Origin of the sequence: Paenibacillus sp. 276b (assembly GCF_900107875.1) — a bacterium.
Lineage (GTDB): Bacteria > Bacillota > Bacilli > Paenibacillales > Paenibacillaceae > Paenibacillus > Paenibacillus marchantiae.
The window spans coordinates 71,529-90,973 of the sequence record NZ_FNRR01000008.1 but is presented as its reverse complement, the minus strand read 5'-3'; the positions used below and the strand labels follow the sequence as shown (position 1 = coordinate 90,973).

At 38.6% G+C, this 19,445-nt stretch carries 16 protein-coding genes; all 16 read left to right on the top strand.

The window, feature by feature from the left end; translation table 11 throughout:
* Window positions 1-212: 212 nt before the first annotated feature.
* The 16 genes from BLV50_RS27375 (at window position 213) to BLV50_RS27295 (ending at window position 19,444) form a co-directional block, all read left to right on the top strand.
* Window positions 213-764 carry a hypothetical protein gene (locus BLV50_RS27375; RefSeq protein WP_090810978.1) on the top strand — a complete coding sequence of 184 codons (552 nt, stop codon included), beginning with the start codon at window positions 213-215 and terminating at the stop codon, window positions 762-764.
* A gap of 549 nt (window positions 765-1,313) precedes the next feature.
* Window positions 1,314-2,570 (top strand): DUF4365 domain-containing protein, encoded by a 1,257-nt coding sequence (locus BLV50_RS27370; protein ID WP_090810976.1) that lies wholly within the window; start codon window positions 1,314-1,316, stop codon window positions 2,568-2,570.
* 579 nt (window positions 2,571-3,149) lie between these two features.
* A complete protein-coding gene (locus BLV50_RS27365) occupies window positions 3,150-3,689 on the top strand; it encodes a hypothetical protein (protein ID WP_090810974.1) in 540 nt (179 codons plus the stop codon).
* Window positions 3,690-3,882: 193 nt separating this feature from the next.
* Complete coding sequence (locus BLV50_RS27360; RefSeq protein WP_090810973.1) at window positions 3,883-4,416, top strand: hypothetical protein; 534 nt, start codon at window positions 3,883-3,885, stop codon at window positions 4,414-4,416.
* A 203-nt stretch (window positions 4,417-4,619) separates the two neighbouring features.
* Window positions 4,620-6,080 carry an RNA-guided endonuclease InsQ/TnpB family protein gene (locus BLV50_RS27355; RefSeq protein ID WP_090810971.1) on the top strand — a complete coding sequence of 487 codons (1,461 nt, stop codon included), beginning with the start codon at window positions 4,620-4,622 and terminating at the stop codon, window positions 6,078-6,080.
* Window positions 6,081-6,367: 287 nt separating this feature from the next.
* Window positions 6,368-7,141, top strand: coding sequence for a hypothetical protein (locus BLV50_RS27350; RefSeq protein WP_090810969.1), 774 nt, complete (start codon window positions 6,368-6,370; stop codon window positions 7,139-7,141).
* A 658-nt stretch (window positions 7,142-7,799) separates the two neighbouring features.
* A complete protein-coding gene (locus BLV50_RS27340) occupies window positions 7,800-8,735 on the top strand; it encodes an HNH endonuclease (RefSeq protein ID WP_090810965.1) in 936 nt (311 codons plus the stop codon).
* Between the two features lie 352 nt (window positions 8,736-9,087).
* Window positions 9,088-9,477, top strand: coding sequence for a hypothetical protein (locus BLV50_RS27335; protein WP_090810964.1), 390 nt, complete (start codon window positions 9,088-9,090; stop codon window positions 9,475-9,477).
* Window positions 9,478-9,979: 502 nt separating this feature from the next.
* Window positions 9,980-10,978, top strand: a complete 999-nt coding sequence (locus BLV50_RS27330) for an S-layer homology domain-containing protein (protein WP_090810962.1) — start codon at window positions 9,980-9,982, stop codon at window positions 10,976-10,978.
* Window positions 10,975-13,962, top strand: a complete 2,988-nt coding sequence (locus BLV50_RS27325) for a hypothetical protein (RefSeq protein ID WP_090810960.1) — start codon at window positions 10,975-10,977, stop codon at window positions 13,960-13,962. The genes BLV50_RS27330 and BLV50_RS27325 overlap by 4 nt, the downstream gene beginning before the upstream one ends.
* Window positions 13,963-14,044: 82 nt before the next feature.
* Window positions 14,045-14,620, top strand: coding sequence for a hypothetical protein (locus BLV50_RS27320; RefSeq protein WP_090810958.1), 576 nt, complete (start codon window positions 14,045-14,047; stop codon window positions 14,618-14,620).
* 25 nt (window positions 14,621-14,645) lie between these two features.
* Complete coding sequence (locus BLV50_RS27315) at window positions 14,646-15,074, top strand: hypothetical protein (RefSeq protein WP_090810956.1); 429 nt, start codon at window positions 14,646-14,648, stop codon at window positions 15,072-15,074.
* A gap of 21 nt (window positions 15,075-15,095) precedes the next feature.
* A complete protein-coding gene (locus tag BLV50_RS27310) occupies window positions 15,096-15,980 on the top strand; it encodes an SAF domain-containing protein (protein ID WP_090810954.1) in 885 nt (294 codons plus the stop codon).
* The gene (locus BLV50_RS27305) at window positions 15,980-16,882 is read left to right on the top strand and encodes a P-loop NTPase family protein (protein ID WP_079696888.1); all 903 of its coding nucleotides are present in this window, start codon (window positions 15,980-15,982) and stop codon (window positions 16,880-16,882) included. The genes BLV50_RS27310 and BLV50_RS27305 overlap by 1 nt, the downstream gene beginning before the upstream one ends.
* Before the next feature lie 93 nt (window positions 16,883-16,975).
* Window positions 16,976-18,502: a TadA family conjugal transfer-associated ATPase gene (locus BLV50_RS27300; RefSeq protein WP_090810952.1), complete on the top strand. Its 1,527-nt coding sequence runs from the start codon at window positions 16,976-16,978 to the stop codon at window positions 18,500-18,502.
* A 15-nt stretch (window positions 18,503-18,517) separates the two neighbouring features.
* The gene (locus tag BLV50_RS27295; RefSeq protein ID WP_079696890.1) at window positions 18,518-19,444 is read left to right on the top strand and encodes a type II secretion system F family protein; all 927 of its coding nucleotides are present in this window, start codon (window positions 18,518-18,520) and stop codon (window positions 19,442-19,444) included.
* The last annotated feature ends 1 nt before the right edge of the window (window position 19,445 follow it).

Below are 19,445 nucleotides of genomic sequence, written 5' to 3'. Positions count from 1 at the left end.
TTGATTGTGAAGGGGGAATAGGTTTGGATAACATTTATGTTGAAAAGTTCTCTGGCGATATTACTACGTTAGGACAAAATTATTTGAAGCAGTTACTCCTCGTGTCGATATAACTGTGAATGATTAAATAGAGTTTACTATCGGAGCTCATCAACCTATTTCCGAGCATCCGTTCTTAAAATACAAAAATTACATTAAGGAGTGACAATGTATTGACAACTGGAGATATATTGACTCTGTTTGCTTCTCTGACTGCAGCGCTCTGTACATTGCTGACATTGTGGCAACTGAACAGTTCACAGGGAAAACAGAGATTGATTGAGACCGTTACTAAACAAAGGATAGAGTGGATAAATAAGATTAGGCTTTGCTTTAGTGAGTACAGTGAGTTAATGGAAAGAATTCCAGTGGAAAGAACAACCGACAACAAAATTGGCGAATTACAGTTTAAATTGAGTTATCTGTGCACTCACATTGATATGCTCCTTAACCCTAAAGAGATAGTCACACAGAGGTACATTGAAAAAAGAGACCAAATAAAGCGGTACTTGTGGGATGATTACTCAAAAGAATACTCACCTGTTGAGTACTATTCAATGATGCAAGATCTTCAATATCTACAACAAGTCATTTTGAAATCAGAATGGAAAAGACTTAAACGGGAGTCAAGAAGCGGAAAAGAAGTGAATGACATGAACGCCATTCATTTTGAAACTGCTGAAGACATAGATCCTGGTCGGTTTATTCGCCTTCTCCATAAATGATGGAATAGTGCATGGAACCCACGATGCTAATGAGAAATATAGTCTAACATTACAGAATCTCCTCACTTTCATCCGACGTCTAAAAAGTGGACTTTCTCGTGCGGGGATTCTGTAGTTGGATGCTTATGGAAGTGCCGATATATAATTTAGGTATCTTATTAGTCTTGGTACTAGCTGCTGTGATATTCAGATACGTTTGATAGTGCATTGATTGAGAAGGGGAGTAGGGATGGATGGCGGATCTCTCATAGATAAACTATATATGGAGTAGAGGACATGATAAGCAATCCAGCTTTTGCGAAACCCCTGTGGTTTTCCCCTACGCAAGACATTATGCCTGCAGTGTATCCATGCCAAGTTTCTCTATCAGCGTGGTGGGAAGCTACTGATTCCACCTAATAGAGCGAAGAGCTATATTTTCCAAACTCAATGTGATCGTATATTGAAGGTTTTGGTGTTGAAGGGACTAAACGATCGGGAAGCTAGAATGAAATGTTAACGAGGATTTATTGAAAGCAGTTATATATAAACTTGAGGAGGAGGATAAATATGGATCTACCGAAGTTCAATGGGTCAACTGAACATCATGGTGTTAATCTTGTTAATACAATAGTCACGAGCGATTTTCGTTGGATATTTCGAGAACAACCAACTAAGGACTACGGTATCGATGCACATATAGAAATTGTAGAAGACAATCGTGTAACTGGAAGGTTAATTGCAGTTCAAATTAAAACGGGACCAAGTTACTTAACGAAAAGGTCGGATAAAGGATTTATATATAATAAAGGGAAAATGAAGCATTTAAACTATTGGAGAAATCATTCTCTTCCAGTTATTCTTGTGCTATGCGATGATACTGATAACATTTGTTATTGGGTTCAAGTAACAGAAGAGAATACAGAAGTTGCAGATGGTCGTTGGGAGATATGTGTTCCTTATACTCAAAATTTTAATGTCTCATCAATGAAAAAACTCGCACGTATTGGAGAGAATTTGACTGATTACGAAAGACGACTTCATACATTAGTCCTTGCAAGGTCTTGGATGGACGAACTAGCTAGAGGAAATCGGGTTATCTTTGAATCGAAAGAATGGGTAAATAAGACTTCAGGGAAAGGTTCCATTAAATTGGAAATAGTTGATTCAATCACAGACGAAACAACATTAGCTTTAGATTATCCAATGGTATTTTTAGGTCTTATATCTTATGAGCAGGCGTTTAAAAAGCTATTTCCCTGGGCTCATATTTCTGTAGATGATGACTTTTATTTACACTTTGATGAAGCTCTTTACTCGGAAGAAGAGGGCGTATGGGACAGTGAGGAACAAGATTATGTGTTTCATGGAACAAGTTTTGATGAATGGCGCAACAACTTACCAGAAATTAGGCCATATGAAGTGTGTTCAGGTGAGGTTGCTTGCTATAGGTTGGTACTCACTTTAAATCAAACAGGGGAAGCATTTTTGATGATTGATGACTATTTAAAAAGTGGGGTGGTTAACTCTAAACCTGAAGAGCCTTCTATAAGCAGTTCATATCATGGAAATGATGAAGATTCTGAGGAAGAGTACCATGATTGGCAGGCTCAAGAAGAAGATTATCTTCGGGAAAGGGAAGCTGAAGAATCCGAACGTGATTGGGAGGCTCAGGTAGAGTACCATGATTGGCAGGCTCAAGAAGAAGATTATCTTCGGGAAAGGGAAGCTGAAGAATCCGAACGTGATTGGGAGGCTCAGGTAGAGTACCATGATTGGCAGGCTCAAGAAGAAGATTATCTTCGGGAAAGGGAAGAAAGAAGATGATGATTGGGAGGATAAAGATTCTCAGTAATCTTATTTTTTTCTTTAAAATTGATCACAAAGGGTTTTAATATATGGTGTTAGCAACTAAGTTTCTAATACTCAAGTAGGGCAGGATTTGGAGATACCTTACAGAAACTGAGCTTTTATTTCAGAAAAACCTCCTAATTTACAAAATTAGAAGCTCGAATCATTGCGCTCAGCTGCAGCGAGTCTCTTGTAGGAAGAAATCGCTGGAAGCTAGTTTACCGTAGACAAGGAGGTTGATTTCAGTATATTTACAATCTGTCCTACGATACGGTAGACCGCTTTTAAAAAGAGCGATCTTATACCTCGCCTCAATCTATCATAATGAAAAAAGACTTACTAACTTATATTGAGAACCCTGATGAGGGCCATGTGCTAGGACGGTGTAGTATTAAGGATTTCGCTGATTGGTGTGATGGTTAGGAAAGACAGAAAAGTTGAGCAAAAGTAGCAAATAACTTTCCCTGGCTTTGGTATGATACTATTGCCTTAATCATAAAACTTTACCTTTACATGAGTGGAGAAATGTATCTAAGAAAAAAGGGGTGTAGTTTGATGAAGAAAATAACGATCGACAATTATCACAGAGCTGATGAATCCTTCGAGATTTTTGGTACTGTTAATTTTCAGACAGGAGAGCAAAATAAAATTACAGAGAGTGATTTGATTGGATTAATTGATGATATAGAATTGAATGAATTTGTTACGAGCGATATCAAAGAAATGATAGAAGTATCAAAAGCTCTTTTTGCATATGGATACTTATACTGGAGTTTCCTTACACTGGCGATGGAGCAAGCGTTTAAAGCTTTTGAAGCTGCAATTACTCATGTTCACAGGGAAATCTACGGTTCAAACTATTCTTCATCTGGTAATAATCGTTTAACCTTATCAGATATGATTAGTAGACTAGCTAAAAGAAGAATTATAGATAACAATAAGAAAGATGTGTTTGATGCCATTAGTGGGCTTAGAAACATGCATGCTCACCCTTCATTCCAGTCTCAACTTGGATTACCTTCTTATTCTGTCATAAAAGATATTTGTAGAGAAATTAATAGCTTATTTCTTAAACTTAATCAATCATCTGAATAATAATAAAACTAAGAAGTTCAAGCAATCACTAAATCAAATAGACTCTCAGAACTCATCTTTAAATAATAGAAAGAAAGCTCAACAAATGCTGTTAGTTAGGTCTAGGAGGCATTTACATATGTTTATGGATTAGCTATTCTTTGATCCCCAACAACCGTCTAAAGATAATAGCAAATAGAATGGTGGAGTAGAAATGTCATTTTTCACTGGCGTTGTTGTACCAATAGGAGCTGTGTTTATAGGATGGTATTTCGCTAATCTGAAGGCTGAAGAAAAACAGCAAAAAGATGAACAGATCCAACGTATGAAACTTCTACGTATGCTTCAACAGGAATTAGAGACTGTAATAGACCAATATGAAACTGAAGGGAAATATCTACTCAGGAATTCTATTAAAGGACAGGCCATTAATAATAGCCCAGTATTCAATGCTGATGATCATGAGGCGTTCTTTAATCTTTTATGGAAATACATGCGTGGATATGAGTCGTTGAATACTGCGATTGAAGCGATTCCTACGATATTTCCGAAACAGGAAGAAATCCTGAAATTGAGTAAAACTTTCTTTATACATGATAGTAGAAAATACGATAAGCTAAATACTGAAATGAACAAACATATTGATGAAATTCTCATGTTATCTGTTCAACAGATAATTGATGCGGCTAAGCCATTATTAGTTGAGGTAAATAATCAGATTGTGATAAATAGTCAAAATAAGCTTTGAACTAATCTGGTTGGTTAAGCGTTCGGTTCTTAATTAAGGAATGCGGGACAAATCCGTATCTCTATCAAGGTTAGGCGAGAGTACGCCCACTTTTTTAAGTGGGTGGTGAATCGCTTTTCATTTTGTCTTTTTCGCATATCATAGAAGTGTATATAGAATAAAAGTGTTCCTCGTAAACAGCTTAAAAGGAGGTGAAACGAAAATTGAATCAGGTAGAACAGTATCAAACTCATCAAGTTTGGATCAAACCAGGGCATAGGTTGTTCCTATATTTTCAAGTGTTGTGTGGACAAGCCAAGAACTTGTACAACACGACGAATTTTTTTATTCGTCAAACGTACACAGCCCTAAAACAAGAGAATGATCTACAGCCTCTCCAACAAGAAGTTTTAGATATGCTTCGTACACATATAAACACAATGAATGAGGTTCAGCTTCTTAGTTATAAAAAAAGAGAAGCAAAAGAATTACTTAAATCAGAAGATCAACGAAAAATAGTCAAAGCAAACTTTTTTTCTTTGCCAACAAGGGAAGAACCGATGCTGAACTACAACTTCTTGGATGCTTTGTTTAAGGCGATGAAACAAGAAAATTATCGTTCTTTACCGACACAAAGTAGCCAAAACGTCATGAAAGTCGTTTTTCAAAACTGGAAAAGTTACTTTGAATCGGTAAAGGCATTTCGAAAGAATCCTTCTGCTTTCAAGGCGAAGCCGCGCATCCCATCGTATTGTCGGAACCATCAAAGAGAGATCATTCTGACCAATCAAGATTGCGTTATTAAAGAAGGGAAATTCCTTAAACTTCCTATAACAAAAGAGCGGCTCAACATTGGAAAGTTGGGCTACACAAAAGGAAAGCTCATGCAAGTACGTGTCATTCCTTCCTATGGACGCTTTGTTGTAGAGCTGGTCTTTTCTTGTGAAATTACGGAGCAAGCTTTTCCAAAAGAACGAGTCATGGCAATCGATTTAGGCATTAATAATCTTGCAACCATTGTGACTAATACAGGCAAAAAGCCTACATTAGTCAAGGGCAAGGTCTCCAAAGCGATGAATCAGTATTACAACAAACAAAAAGCACATTACCTGGGCATTTTACGACAAGGAAAGAAGCCAAACGAAGGGCAGCAGACAAGCCATCGCTTAGTACGTCTGAATCGCAAGCGATTTCTCAAAATGAAAGATTTTTTTCACAAAGCGAGCTACCAGATCATTCAATTTGCCATAGAAGAGCAGATTGGAACGATCATCATTGGTCGAAATACGCAGTGGAAGAGTGAAACCAATATGGGAAAACGAAACAATCAATCGTTTTGCCACATTCCACACAATTTGCTCATTCAGATGATGACGTACAAGGCAAAACGTCTTGGTATTGAAATTATTGTAAGAGAGGAGTCCTACACATCAAAGGCGAGTTTCTTAGATGGTGATGTCATTCCTACATATGGTGAAAGTGATCTACTGAATAATTTTTCGGGTAACCGAATTCACCGAGGAATGTACCGTTCGAAAGCAGGCATATGCATTAATGCGGATGTAAATGGAGCCTACAACATTATGCGAAAAGAAGTTCCAAATGCTTTGGCAAATGGAATAGAGGGGTTGGACAACCTAATGGCTGTCGCTGTGTCAACTCCACTTGTGTTAAACGTCCTTTAACGTGTTTTAAACATAAATGAGGACGACACATAAGAAACCCTCGCTTCAAGTGTTAGCTAAGCGATGGGAGTTTTCATGAGAATCAGCAGTTACATCGCTTGGTGATATTCGTTTGTGCCGTCCTATGATGTATTGAAAGATATATGGTGTGAAGTAGACTTATTATGCATTGCCTCAATGCATCAACTGAACGATAATTTGTAGCAATTGTTAAAGATTGGTTTCGCTCAGGATGACCTGTACATCATTCAGATATTGAAAAAATGAATATTGGGAGAGAACAATACATGATGATCAAAAATCAAAACATTACATTGTCTTATGATGAGAAACAATATGTTTATTCAAATACACTCCATACTACTGATAAATATCATCTACCAGATCAATATGACTCAATTAAGTATGTATACAAACTAGAATTCATCGATGAAGAAGAGAGTATTCTAATTAGATTTGTTTCTGATGTGGGTAATATTATCCCCAAATGGATGGCTTATTACTTCAGTGATGAAAAGATAAATAATGTAGATAAGATGTACCCTATTCCAATGGGTATTTTGAAAAAAGAGTCTGCGGAATTTCTAAAAGATAACATTGATAGAATTCGAGAATGGTTCATGTGGCCAAGTTCTAATGGGAAAGGCGTTTTTGTTATTGCGGAGAATGTGAAAATAGACATTCAGATATTGGACATGCAGATCCTTGATTCAAATAATGAACTGATCCATCAAAAGAAGGGGGTAGAAATCCTAGATAGACCAATTAAAATTTCAGAGTACCGTCATCTCTTAGAATGGTTACCTAAAGAAAATAAATTGACGCTTTTTAATCTTGGAATCAGACAGAGTAGGTACCCCTATGCTCTGTTCGAAGTAAACTTTGGTGACAATAGTAAATCTGTGACAATTGATTCGAAGGTGAAAATTGATACTGTAGATCCGGATTGGAATGAGTATTTATATCAAGTATTGCACGACACAGGAACGACTGAAGTTGTGGCAAAATTACTTGAAGAGGAACTTCAAAGATTAAGAAATTTGAAAAGCTCTCATGTTTAAACAATTATTTAAAATTGCTAAATAAATTGAATTGTATCTTGATCTCACGTGATCAATTTTTAGTTTATTTGTACTAACGTTATTCTTGAATTTGTCTCCATCCCTGTTGTATGAAAAAGATCCTTTAGTAAAATTACCGATGGAAATAGGGGAAATGTATTGAATAAGGTTTTATATCGGAGGGAACCAGACCAAATGATAACTGATATATTTACGTATTTAATTGTTATATCGATTATTGTATTACTTATTTTCTTCATTCTTATGTTGAAAGAAAAAAATCCAGAAAACATCTCCGGCTACATATCAGTACTTCGAAGAACGATATTTAATTTTCTAGTAATAGGGAGTTGTTTTAGCGTTTATAAATTTAATCAAACCATTTTTGACAATCAGTTGCTTAAAGTCTCGCAACAATTAGCAGATCTTCATATAAACTTGGAATTTACTAACAATGAAATTTTAATGTATTCCCTGGTCATCCTTTCTGTTTTTTTCATTAGCATTATGATAGGTAAATCCAGAAGTTGATAACGAAGAATAAGCGTAATGATCTTTCTGTTTATTGATTTTTGCACATATTGATTTAAATATTAATTTTTAGTTATACGAAAAAATCGAAAGGATATAATGAAATATATCGAGAGGGGGTACCTTTATGTTGGATGCATCGAGTTTTTATAATAATAATTACCGAATACATTCGTTTAAACTAGATGGCAAGATGTATTTAGGAAGCAAAGAAAATAAAGTTTGCCGGTTCTGTGGTCTCACGTATCCTGAAGTGAAATTCAAAGATAAAGCTCATGCTGTACCAGAATTACTGGGCAATAAGAATTTATTTTCATACTACGAATGCAGTACCTGTAATAAAGATATCTTCGCTAAATTAGAAAATGAACTGGGCAACTATAATAGCGCCTATCGCACACTTACGTATGTAAAAGGAAAACGGGGCGTTCCGACATATAAAGACAATAAAATTACGATAAGGGCAGAGGGACAAACTCTTAAAATAGAAGCGGATTTAGACTCTGATCAAATTGTTATGAATGAAGAAGAGAAAACACTAACAGTTACAGTGGATAGATATTCTTATCTTCCAATTGCCGTATACAAAGCATATATAAAAATGGCTCTTACACTTATGAATGAAAATGAAATTCAATATTTCTCTAAAACTATTGATTGGATAATGAACGTTGATCATAGTGCTGATCCTTGGTGTACTAATCTAATTGCCATAGTTAAAACCTTACCTGGAATGCATGTATTCCCACATCCAGTAGTACGCATATTGTATCGCTACGACAGTAGCCCCGAACAGTTACCATACGCAATTCTAGTAATTTGTTCAGGAAATCAAATAGTCCAAGTTCTAATTCCTCATAGTGATAAAGATGAGGGGTTTTGCAGACACTTAAGCGAAGGAAGAGGAGTAGAGATCCCTCCCCATCCTGTATTCTTGACCAAAGGGAATAGAGAAGGTTCAGCATCACATCAATTTGTGGATTGGTCGAGTTGTGAGAGAGTTCCAAATGAAAAACAACAGGTTGTTTATAGTTACAGAGGATTTGATGATTTTTCTGAATGATTGTATTGCAAGATTTACAATTTTGAGGTATTATAATTCTTGTGAGTAACACAGAAATGAAGGTGACCTACATACAATGTAGGTCGCTTTTTCATTTGATTAGGCAATAACACAAGTTTTAAGTGAAAAAAATAAGCATTTGATTTAAATAATGTATTGCATGATTTACATTATTGATATATAATTCAGATATGCCCCCGTGAGAACCATGTTGATGTGATGTTGCTGCAAGAATAAAGTATGATCTCGTTCAAAAAGAGATTGTGCTTTATTTTTTTTGACAGAAACAGAACAGGATAGTGTTCATCATGTTTCTCATAATGACGATAAATAAGCAGAGAGGGAGATACTAATGGAAGAGAAAGGTATACAGGATGCGACACAGGAGCCTGAAAGAAAACAAATATTTTTGAAATCTATTGGTAGTTTTGCAATTTATGTAACAGCTATGAAGCTTCTGATTACATTTTTTCCGGAGATATTACATAAGTTTAGTATCTCAAATATAGGGGTATACGAGCTTTTGTATCTAACCATTACTGTTGTATGTCACCCGTTTTTCTATATCGTGATCTGTGGTTTATGGTTGATGTCTGCATGTGTTACTTATTTTAAGGGGAATTATGAAGTCTTCAGAAGATCAGTCTTTCTAATGGGAGTTTGCTTTACGTTATTTTGGGGATTAGAAACAGGTGCTTATGATAAATTTGTTAGGTATTGGATCAGTGCTCTATCATCATAATTATGTGATCAAATCATACCTTAGTGATCCCGGTACTCTGATGATAATACATAGTAGAGAGGTAGAGACTGATGGACGATACTGCAACTCAAGAGCTTAAAAAAAGCATATACTGTTATGGTCTGTTAGTAGTGTTGCAACAGTCATCTTAGGTATTAAAATTCTGATTGGTTGGTCTCCTGGTATGCTTAATGAGTCCAGTGCATTATATCTAATGGCTAAAGTTCTAATTAATCCGTATTTCTATACTGTGATCTGTGACCTATGGCTGCTCACAGCCTTTTATTTATACTTCCAAGGAAAATATGAGATTTTCAGACAATCAGTTACTTGGATGGGCTATTGTTTTTCTTTTTTTTGGGGACTAGAAACGGGAGTTTTTAAATGATTGTAATCTATTTTATCAACGCATTTTCATTCTAGATGTTGTGATTGAATGAAGTCGTGATACATTGAATATGTGTTTAGATTCAGTGTTGATTAAATATTAGGAGGGATACTATTGAAAACTAAATCTAAATCGAAAATGTATCGAAAAATGATTATTGGTTTTACGGTGCTTACGGTAATAGCTACATCGTTTGCAGATAGTAAGTTTACAGACATTCCAGCTAATTATTGGGCCCAAGATACAATCTCATGGGGTGTTGAACGCAACATCATTCAAGGTTATCAAGATAATACGTTTAAACCGGATCAAAATGTCACAGAAGCTGAATTCATCACGATGTTCATCAACGCTTTTGAAGGTGTTCAAGAGAGTGCAGATACATATTGGGCTTCAGGTTACTATGAATATGCAAAGTCTCATAACTGGGCCATTAAGGGATACGGAAATACCAAAGCAGCAAGTACCAAAATCAATAGGACTCGCGTTGCTGAGATCGTTACTGGTGCAGTAGGTGTCAATTACTCCGGAGACAATGCAATTCAATATATGCTCACAAAGGGACTAGCTGAAGGTAGAGGTTCAACCCCTTCCGTATCTGGTTATCAGGGTTCATCACTACTTAAGAGATCTGAAGCAGTGCAGTTCATTAAAAACTTGATGGATAAAGGTGTAACTGAGGTTAAGGAGCGTCCAACAAATCCATCCGATCCAAAAGACATTCCTGCACTACCTGGTGAGAACAGCTCTAATGGTGATGTAACACTCAAAGAATTGAAGAAAAAAGACGCTACACCAGACGTAGCTAGAGCGATTGGCTTTATGCCTAAAGACGCGGTAAGTGAACCATATGTAAAAGAATTTTTGAATAGTGTAGTAATCAAGGGTGGTAAAGCAACATTTACTGTTCCAAGTTCGATTCCAAAAGGCTATACCGTTTATCTAGATGGTATTGATGGTTCTGCTTATAGCTTGAAAGTAAGCGGAGGAGAAACTAGAACCGTAGATATCAAGGAAGGTATTGGCATGTCAATGTATGTAGGTTCAACAGCTAAACAAGGCATTACTATCATGGCAAATGGTGATGTGATTTGGGGGGCTAAACATTCATGAGTGTTCCTAAATTGAATAAGAGAGTTAATATTAAGAAGCGGGCCGTTGTGGCCACGCTTCTTTTAGTTGTAGTGATGTTGTTCGTAGGATGGCGGGTTTTTGCTGCTGCAACTCCTCCATCCTACGGTAAACAGTTTTATCCTTATACCAGAGAAACAACTACACGATTAACAGGCGATTTGACTCCAAGTGGACCTGGTAGGCCTGAGTTGGAATATGCCCAACGTCAGTCTTACGCATTATGGTCAGACATTCGCTTCAGAGATCTTGCGACAAAGGCTTGGTCAGACGCCACTCCCGGTGGCGACTATAAAGGCGTAATCACCTTTAATATCATAGAGGAAGATGCTAAAGATGACTTCAATAAAAGAGAAGGATACAACCTTATTCCATTTACTGAAAATGGCGTATCGTACGGACCGATTAAAATGGTGTCAGAATGGGCGAATGGTAATCCGGACTACATCATTAACAAGCTAAAAGAAGGGTCCGATGAAAGTAATTATTATCTGAAGGCGAGTAATCGATATTTTGTTGGAGCTCCGACCCCCAACAATACGTGGTATCGACTACCATCACTGATTGCTCTCTCAGGTGGTGGACTAAATATGACTACGGACATGGTGGCTCAGGCGCCAACTACTAGTGTAAATCGAGGAGTAACATTCCCTTCCTTTAAAACGACCTATTCTACCACACCATGGCCAAAGATTTTCACGATCTATGGTGCTGAAGGAACTGCCGAAAGACAGACGGTGAGCTCTGCCAAAGGAATGCTGCGAATCAGCACCACTACGTCTTCCTATTGGGGGAATAAGCATAAGCTGTGGTTTGTGGAAGGGAAATTCTCACAAGAACAGATTATGGCTGAAATCAATAAAACCACAGCAGCGTCCGGAAAAAGAGATGCTTCGCGGTTTGATAGTTTTGCCAAGAATGTATACAAAGAAATCAGTACAGGTGGTAAACAAACGTTCAGCTACAATACATCGATACCGGTAACGGACATTAAAAAAATAACAAAAGCTGATGGTACAGTTAGAGACTACACATTGGTTGTAAGTGATGGATATGATCGAATTGCTGTCCAAAACTTTAAACTTGGCGTGTCTGATCCGGATCTGGCGGTTGACCCGAATAGTATTTCGATTACTCCTGCAGCTCCTCAACCGGCAGGAAGTACCGCGTCGGTATCCATTGACGTGCTGAATAACGGTACCAACGATATCGCCAGTACCTACTTATTATGGCGTTGGAACTCAACAACCGCAGTGCAGAAGGTTCCGATTACAAACTTTAAAGCCGGTGAGCGGAGAAAGCTTAATATCGAAGTGAAATATCCTAATCACCCGGATGTACTCATTTTCAATATCAACGGGTACAAGGATAATCCGCCGAATGAGTCGGATTGGGAGAACAATAGGGCCCAATATAAAGTGGGTACCGGTTCAGTGAACTTACGAGCAACTGAGATCCGCGTAACACCATCTAAGCCACAACCTGGACAGATTGCAAGGTTCCAGGTACTCGTTGAAAACGAGAGCTATACGGAAACAATCACGAACACGTATTTAGACTGGTCTGTTAATGGAGTAGCTAAAGAACGGATTAGCTCCATAACCCTTGCACCACGGGAGAAGAAGTGGATTACCGACTTGAAAGTTACGAGTGTTCCAGAGGGAGATATGCTCACGATCAAAGCAGAGATAAATAGTGGTCACAATCGACCTTCCAATGAGTATCGCGAAGGAGGCTTAGATCCGTGGGTAGATAACAAGATTGAAAAAGTGTACGACTTGAAGGAGAAAACACTGAATCTATTCGTTAAGAGTGTAAGCTCCGGTACAGCTACTCAGAGCCAAAATGTAACCACTCGCGTTGAGGTTGGCCGTGAGAATCTTCCCGGTGATCCGATGGAGGCAAAGACGTTCGCTGTGAAGCTCTTCCTCGTTGATGCGAGTGGAAAGGATACACTTGTTGGTACGCAGCAAGTCACCTTCTCTAAACCAGGAGAGAACAAAACCCTCATGATGAGCTGGAACACGGGTGGACGAGACTTAGGAAACTATAACTTGGTCGCTACCATCAATCTACCGCCATCACAAGGAGAAAAAACGTATCAGGATAATCAACTCAGTGCAGGATTCACCATATACGGCCGGGCTACCAACGGTACGTGCAAAGTGACGAATCATACCTCCGACATTTCAGGCACTTATGAATATTGTGCGAGGTATGGAACAGGGTACGACAGTAACGGTAACTCATACTCGTATTGCGCACGATATGAAACAGGTTATTATTATGAATATTTCAATTCCACTTTCAATAAAGCTTTGTCCGGAACATTTGTTCAAGAAAATGCAGATGAAATTAATGGAACCGATGTACCGCTTGTCCGAAGCAACAGCACGACCATTAAAGCGGGTCAGGGATTCAATTTTGTAATTGACTCCAAGTACACGGAGGACCGCGGTAGAACGGGTAACATTTACCGGGCAGTAGCTCATTTCCCTAAAGCAGACGGAACGATCGAGGATATTGAGTTAGTCAAATTATCATCCTCTACGAATCAGGTCCAATGGGGAATACCACTCGCTTGGGTAGCTAAGCATGGTGACGAGGTCATTTATAATGAGGGCGGAAATCCTGGATCGAGAAATCCCGAACAGGACAACTATTACTATCCAGGCGGCCGGGCGTACTATGCATCACTTGCTATGGCTGATGGGACCTATAACATCGGTGTAGATCTATATGCAACCGGAGTTAATAACCTAACACAATGTATCAATATTCAGTTTACGGTTTCTGATAATTTGATGAATGATTTTTATGTGCGTCAGGTGATGCCGGAAGATCCATTCCCGTCACAACTATTCCCAACCGGTGCTACGAAACCATGGGTCGGATCTGTAGAAACATTAAAACGTTTGGCAGACTGGGTTAATTTTTCGGAAGATACCATCAATTGGCCAAACTAAATTGTTGCAGTAAAGCCTTCGCGAAAGCGGAGGTTTTTTCTATTTATATGAAGGTACAACGATATGAGAAGGAGGCTCATAAATGCTAGTTATCACCGCAATATTAATTGGCATATACAACGCATTTAATATGTATTGTGATGTCCGGTGGCGAATTACTAAAAACCTATGGCATCTGCTATTCATGATTATTTTCTCTAGTTTAATCATATGGCAGTTTCCGACAACGATAGTTTGGGTGTTGATTTGTGGTTTTCTAGGAATGCTCGCGATCGGACTGATTCTGGAAAATGTGGGTTCAACAGCGCCGGGCGATACCAAGATGATGATGATTAATGGGGTAGGCGTATCATTATTTGCGCTCATTGGTAGTGAGGGAGTAGTAGGTGGACATTACCGGAATGTAGTTCTTCTTTTTATAGGCTCATTAGCGCTGATTCTATTTAGTATTGATGTCTACCGCTTTGGAAAGAAACATGGTTTAACCAAAGTACTTAAAACACTATTCAGTCATTCTTTTGGATTCATATTAAAAAGGTTTGGATTAGGTTTTTTTGCTACTGAACCAGATCTAAACAACACATCAATGCGGGTCTTACCAGGTGCAGTGATGATTACCATGGCCGTCTCTGTCACCCTTTTGGTCTTCTATCCATGATGGAGAAAGAAAGGAGGAGATCCGGATGTCTACTTCACCCAAGATGTTGATGTTTCTTATTGTTTTTACACTGTTCGCTTACTTCACTATTGATTACGTCAGTATAGGAACACAAAAAGTAAAAATGCAAAGTTCAACACGAAACACGACCCAAACCGCAATGATGCGATCGGTGGAAGAGGGTGGAATACGAACAAAGCATTTACCAAGGATCGATATCCAACAGTTTGATCAACAATTTGGAATATACGGCGAGCTGAATGCAGGAACAAAAGCGATGATGAGTTCTTACACCGGTATATATCAAATTAATCGATTGGCCCCATATGCAGCTGTTCAGATGGGCACACCTGTAGAATCGTTATCGATGAAGATGCTCAAAAGCGACAAGGTTAACATCTGGCATTATCCAAGACATCGCGTTGTCTTTATTTGGGATAAAAAAACAAACTAATTATTGGAGGTTAGACGTTTCATGAATAAACGTAGGATAGCTGCTGTAATGATTTCAGCATTGGTCGTAATTGGATTCGTAGGAATCAGTGAGTATCGCGTGAGTAATGAATTAAGGCCGACCACGGTCTATTTCGCAAGTCAGGATATCCCGGCACATACAGAAATCTTGGATAGTATGGTGACAAGTATGGAACTCCCCTTGAAAGGCCTGCCGCCAGGCATTATCACAAACAAAAAAGATCTAGTGGGTAAATACACGCTTGATCAATACGGACTGGCTCAAAATAGTTATTTCTTCCAATCCAAAATTGTTTCACAAGACGAGTTGATGGATGCAGCCCGTATGAAACTGAAAGATGGTCAATCTCTTTGGACCGGAAGTGTGAATCTACTCGAATCTTCTGCAGGTAATGTTCTACCTGATACTGACATTGATATTTGGTTCAGCGCCGTAGAAACAGATGGAGCAAATTCGAAGTGGGTTATCGGTAAAATGTACGAAGGTGTTACGGTCCTGAGTGCTAAGAATAAAAAAGCTGAAGATATTGTGGCGAAAAATAACACCAACACAGTGAATGCACAAGGTCAGACTACAGCTCCGAAAAAAGAGTTGTATCCGACAGTCGTTCAACTGGCAGTGGATGATGATCAGCTGCAGATATTAAATGCATCGTTGTCTACCGCATTCAGGGATGGAACCATCATTTTGGTACCCCACAACGATAATCGTGAAGCGGGACTTCCGGAGTTAGGTGTAACAGGTGTCTACGATATCAAGCCTTACATTAAGTCCAAACAATTGGATCTCGATCAGTACATCAATAAAACCAAAAGCACATCTGATACAGAAACAAAACAAGTTGAATCACTATCTGCTATTCAACCAGAGGGAGAGAAAAACTAATGACGACTGAAATTATGGACGATACCGTAAACATATCTTTTGCGAAGACGAATAATAAGGTAATTGTAGGGTGGTCATGCGAAAGCGGGATGGGTGTTAATACCTTCTTGAACGCAGCCGCAGTAGAAAGTGCAAGAAGGGGAGTGAAGACTGCCTTAGTGGAATTAGATGTATTACACGCTTCAACCTCTATTTCACTTGGTATGAGTCATCGGACCCGTAATCTGGAAACATGGTTGGCAAAGAGCAAAGAATCGAATAAGCTTCGTGATATTCGAGATTATCTAGTGAATTCAAAACTCTGGATGCAAGACATGGCTTCCTCACATCCTGGTCTGGTAAGTGTCATTTCAGAACTCCCAGAAGATTTGTATCTATTTGCACCTTCTCAATTTATGGATCGTTTCCAGGCGCATTCATTGCCCATGAGTAAGGATATGCCTTATTTCATAATTGAACAATTAAGTGAATTAGGATTCGAAGCTATTTACTTGGATATTCCAAGTGAAATGCTTATGCCGGTTACAGGTGTAAGTCTGAAGCTTGCCAGTGAGCTTTTAATTTTCGTTGATGGGCATGTAGCGCACAGCGTGTATACAGGTCAAGAAATTAAGCGGATGCTTAGTAACAATGGAGACCAGAGAGGATTGAAAATCATTCTGAATCGTGCGCCAGGTTTGGCACCGGCCGTGGAGAAAATTCTTGGACAACCCGTGTGGAAGTCATTACCGGATGATCCAACCATTACGGAAAAATCGTTGGATCTTATTCCAGGCGGTGGAGAGAAGTACAATTCCGTAGTGAATAGTTTCGTGGATACTATCGGTTTTAAAAAGAAAAAAAATCAGCAACAAACCAATGATGGAAACAAAAAGGGACTTAAAAGATTATTCTCCAGATAAAACTTTAATTCAAGCCCACGATGCATCGATCGTGGGCTTTTTTCTTTTCTATATAAATGACAGAGTCACAAGTTGAGAGAGGAGCAAATAAAAATGGCTACAGGTACGGATTTGGTGAGTCCTGCAAAGGATATTATGCAACACGTTATAAATTCAGTGAATTCAACAGAGAACACCGCAAATGAACCAAAAGAGGGCATAGTGAGCGATCCTCCTAGTTTTTTTATCTCTCAAGAAGAATACTATGAAGGCGTAAATAATCCGACCGGCGCAACTGAGTCAAAACATGGGCTATCTATTGATTCCATGGTATCGGCAGATGCCTTAAATGTAGTTCGAGATAAACTTTCATTATCTTTCGGCAACGAACTTTCCAGAGCATTTTACAATCGTGAAATACGAAATGAAATGGAAAAAGCGGCCCGTAAATTCCTTATGGAGAATGAACAGTTAAAAGATCACAGTAAGGGACTCAAGGAGCAAGCGAAGGATCTCGTAGATGAGATAGTAGGGCTAGGACCTATTGATGGCGTCATGAACGACAACACAATCATGGAAATTATGATTAATGGTGATAGTGAAGTATACGTGGAAGATCACAATGGCATACGCCTTACGGATATCAAGTTCAATGATGAAGAACACGTACTATCCATAGCACGAAAAATGCTCAACTTTTCTAATGCGACGATTAATGAAGCTTCCCCAATCTGTGATACAAGGTTGTCTGACGTACGGTTGAATATCGTGATACCACCAATCTCAAGAAATGGTACAACCATCACGATACGAAAATATCCTCCTATTAACCTATCGGCAGAGAAGATGATTCAAAATGGGCTGCTTACGGAGGAGATGTTTAAGTTCTCTCAATTGGCTATTCGTGGTGGGGCGAATATTTTAGTTGTTGGTAGTACCGGATCAGGTAAAACAACATTTATTAAGCGTTTATGTGAAGAGATCCCTGATCATGAAAGAACACTGACCATTGAGGATACAGAGGAACTTCGACTCAAGGTTCTGTATCCTAAAAAACATATCGTAAGTCTGGAATGTAGATTTACCGGCAATAAAGATACCACAATTGACTTGGGTGGATTGTTAAAATCCTCTCTTCGAATGTATCCATATCGAATAATTGTAGGTGAAATTCGTTCACAGGAAGCACTCGATTTAATTGAAATTTTCAATACGGGTCATGACGGTGGTTTGAGTTCACTTCACGCCAATTCTGCAAAAGATGCTGTCACCCGTATTGTACAGATGATTCTTCGGAACGGTTTACTATTAGCACCAAACATCATCGGAAAAATGGTGAGTACTGCGATAGATATTATTTACTTTGTGGAGAAACTGGCAGATGGAAGTCGTCATATTACAGAAGTTGTTGAGTTGCTCGGTTATGAAAACGATGAACCTATTGTCAATCACTTGTATAAATATGAAGTGGCAGATGTAGAGGCTAAAAGTGATGGAAAGCTGAAGTTCATTGGGAAACATAGCGTGGGTGAAGATTGTACAATATCTACCAAACTAATGAAGAAGATGATCACACGTGGTGTCCCACGGTCAGAACTGAAAAAATGGACGAAAAACGACTTCAATTTGACAGCCATTTAAAGAAAGGGGTACATCATGGATTTATCAAATATTGTATACTTCGGCTCATTTGTTATCATGTTCGTCTTGTTGATCTTCTTACTACTGTATCTCTTGCCAAAGAAAAAGTACCGCTCTTGGAGCATGATTAAGTCAGAGAATGAAGAAGAAATCCAAAAAAAGACACAACAGACTGTAGCTTCAAAGCGATTCAGATTCACGCGTTACCTTTCAGCTAATACCTATGAAATTGAAGCGGACAACATTAATTGGGACGTCGGGGCGAAAGCGCCCCTTTATCTTTATGGGTGTTTGCTTTTAGGTGTCGGATTTGGAGTACTAATGGAGTCTCCGATTGCAATGATTTGTGGAGCGTATGCTGGGCTGTGGGCTCCTTGGTTTGTATTGAATAATAAAAAACAGAACTACGAGGATTTCACAGAGGAACAAATAGAAGTCCTGGTCCAAGCGGTAAGCGCGGGTTATTCCATTACACAGAATTTGACAACTTCCATGGACAAAGCTACTGAAAGCTTGGAGGGCCCAGTTAAAGAGAAATGGAAAAAACTCGTGGATGATTATTATACCGGTATCATGCTGCCAGATTTGCTCAAGGACATGCAAAAATCGATTCCTGTCAAGGAATTCAAAATGTTCTCTGACGTTTTAATCGTTGTTGAGAGAAACGGCGGAGACGCTTCTCCTACAATGAAGCAGATCGCGGATGTCATCCAAAGTAATCGTCTCTTGAAGGAAGAAGCAAAAGCGGAGTTGATTCAGCAGCGTCAGGCTCATAGAACTAACGTTATAATAGCTATTGGTATGGTGCTGTTTTTTAGATTTGCTCAAGCAGAGCAGTATAAACAACTCATGGATCTTCCTTTGGGTCAAGGGTTACTCATCGCATTAATCGTGTACATCCTTTGGTCTTTCCCAAAAGTAAATCAGATGACTCGAATTTAAA

Excerpts from the sequence above, each read along its gene's own strand:
- BLV50_RS27370 (WP_090810976.1), top strand. The coding sequence starts at position 1,314 with ATGGATCTACCGAAGTTCAATGGGTCAACTGAACATCATGGTGTTAAT.
- BLV50_RS27365 (WP_090810974.1), top strand. The coding sequence starts at position 3,150 with ATGAAGAAAATAACGATCGACAATTATCACAGAGCTGATGAATCCTTC.
- BLV50_RS27360 (WP_090810973.1), top strand. The coding sequence starts at position 3,883 with ATGTCATTTTTCACTGGCGTTGTTGTACCAATAGGAGCTGTGTTTATA.
- BLV50_RS27350 (WP_090810969.1), top strand. The coding sequence starts at position 6,368 with ATGATGATCAAAAATCAAAACATTACATTGTCTTATGATGAGAAACAA.
- BLV50_RS27340 (WP_090810965.1), top strand. The coding sequence starts at position 7,800 with ATGTTGGATGCATCGAGTTTTTATAATAATAATTACCGAATACATTCG.
- BLV50_RS27335 (WP_090810964.1), top strand. The coding sequence starts at position 9,088 with ATGGAAGAGAAAGGTATACAGGATGCGACACAGGAGCCTGAAAGAAAA.
- BLV50_RS27325 (WP_090810960.1), top strand. The coding sequence starts at position 10,975 with ATGAGTGTTCCTAAATTGAATAAGAGAGTTAATATTAAGAAGCGGGCC.
- BLV50_RS27320 (WP_090810958.1), top strand. The coding sequence starts at position 14,045 with ATGCTAGTTATCACCGCAATATTAATTGGCATATACAACGCATTTAAT.
- BLV50_RS27315 (WP_090810956.1), top strand. The coding sequence starts at position 14,646 with ATGTCTACTTCACCCAAGATGTTGATGTTTCTTATTGTTTTTACACTG.
- BLV50_RS27310 (WP_090810954.1), top strand. The coding sequence starts at position 15,096 with ATGAATAAACGTAGGATAGCTGCTGTAATGATTTCAGCATTGGTCGTA.
- BLV50_RS27305 (WP_079696888.1), top strand. The coding sequence starts at position 15,980 with ATGACGACTGAAATTATGGACGATACCGTAAACATATCTTTTGCGAAG.
- BLV50_RS27300 (WP_090810952.1), top strand. The coding sequence starts at position 16,976 with ATGGCTACAGGTACGGATTTGGTGAGTCCTGCAAAGGATATTATGCAA.
- BLV50_RS27295 (WP_079696890.1), top strand. The coding sequence starts at position 18,518 with ATGGATTTATCAAATATTGTATACTTCGGCTCATTTGTTATCATGTTC.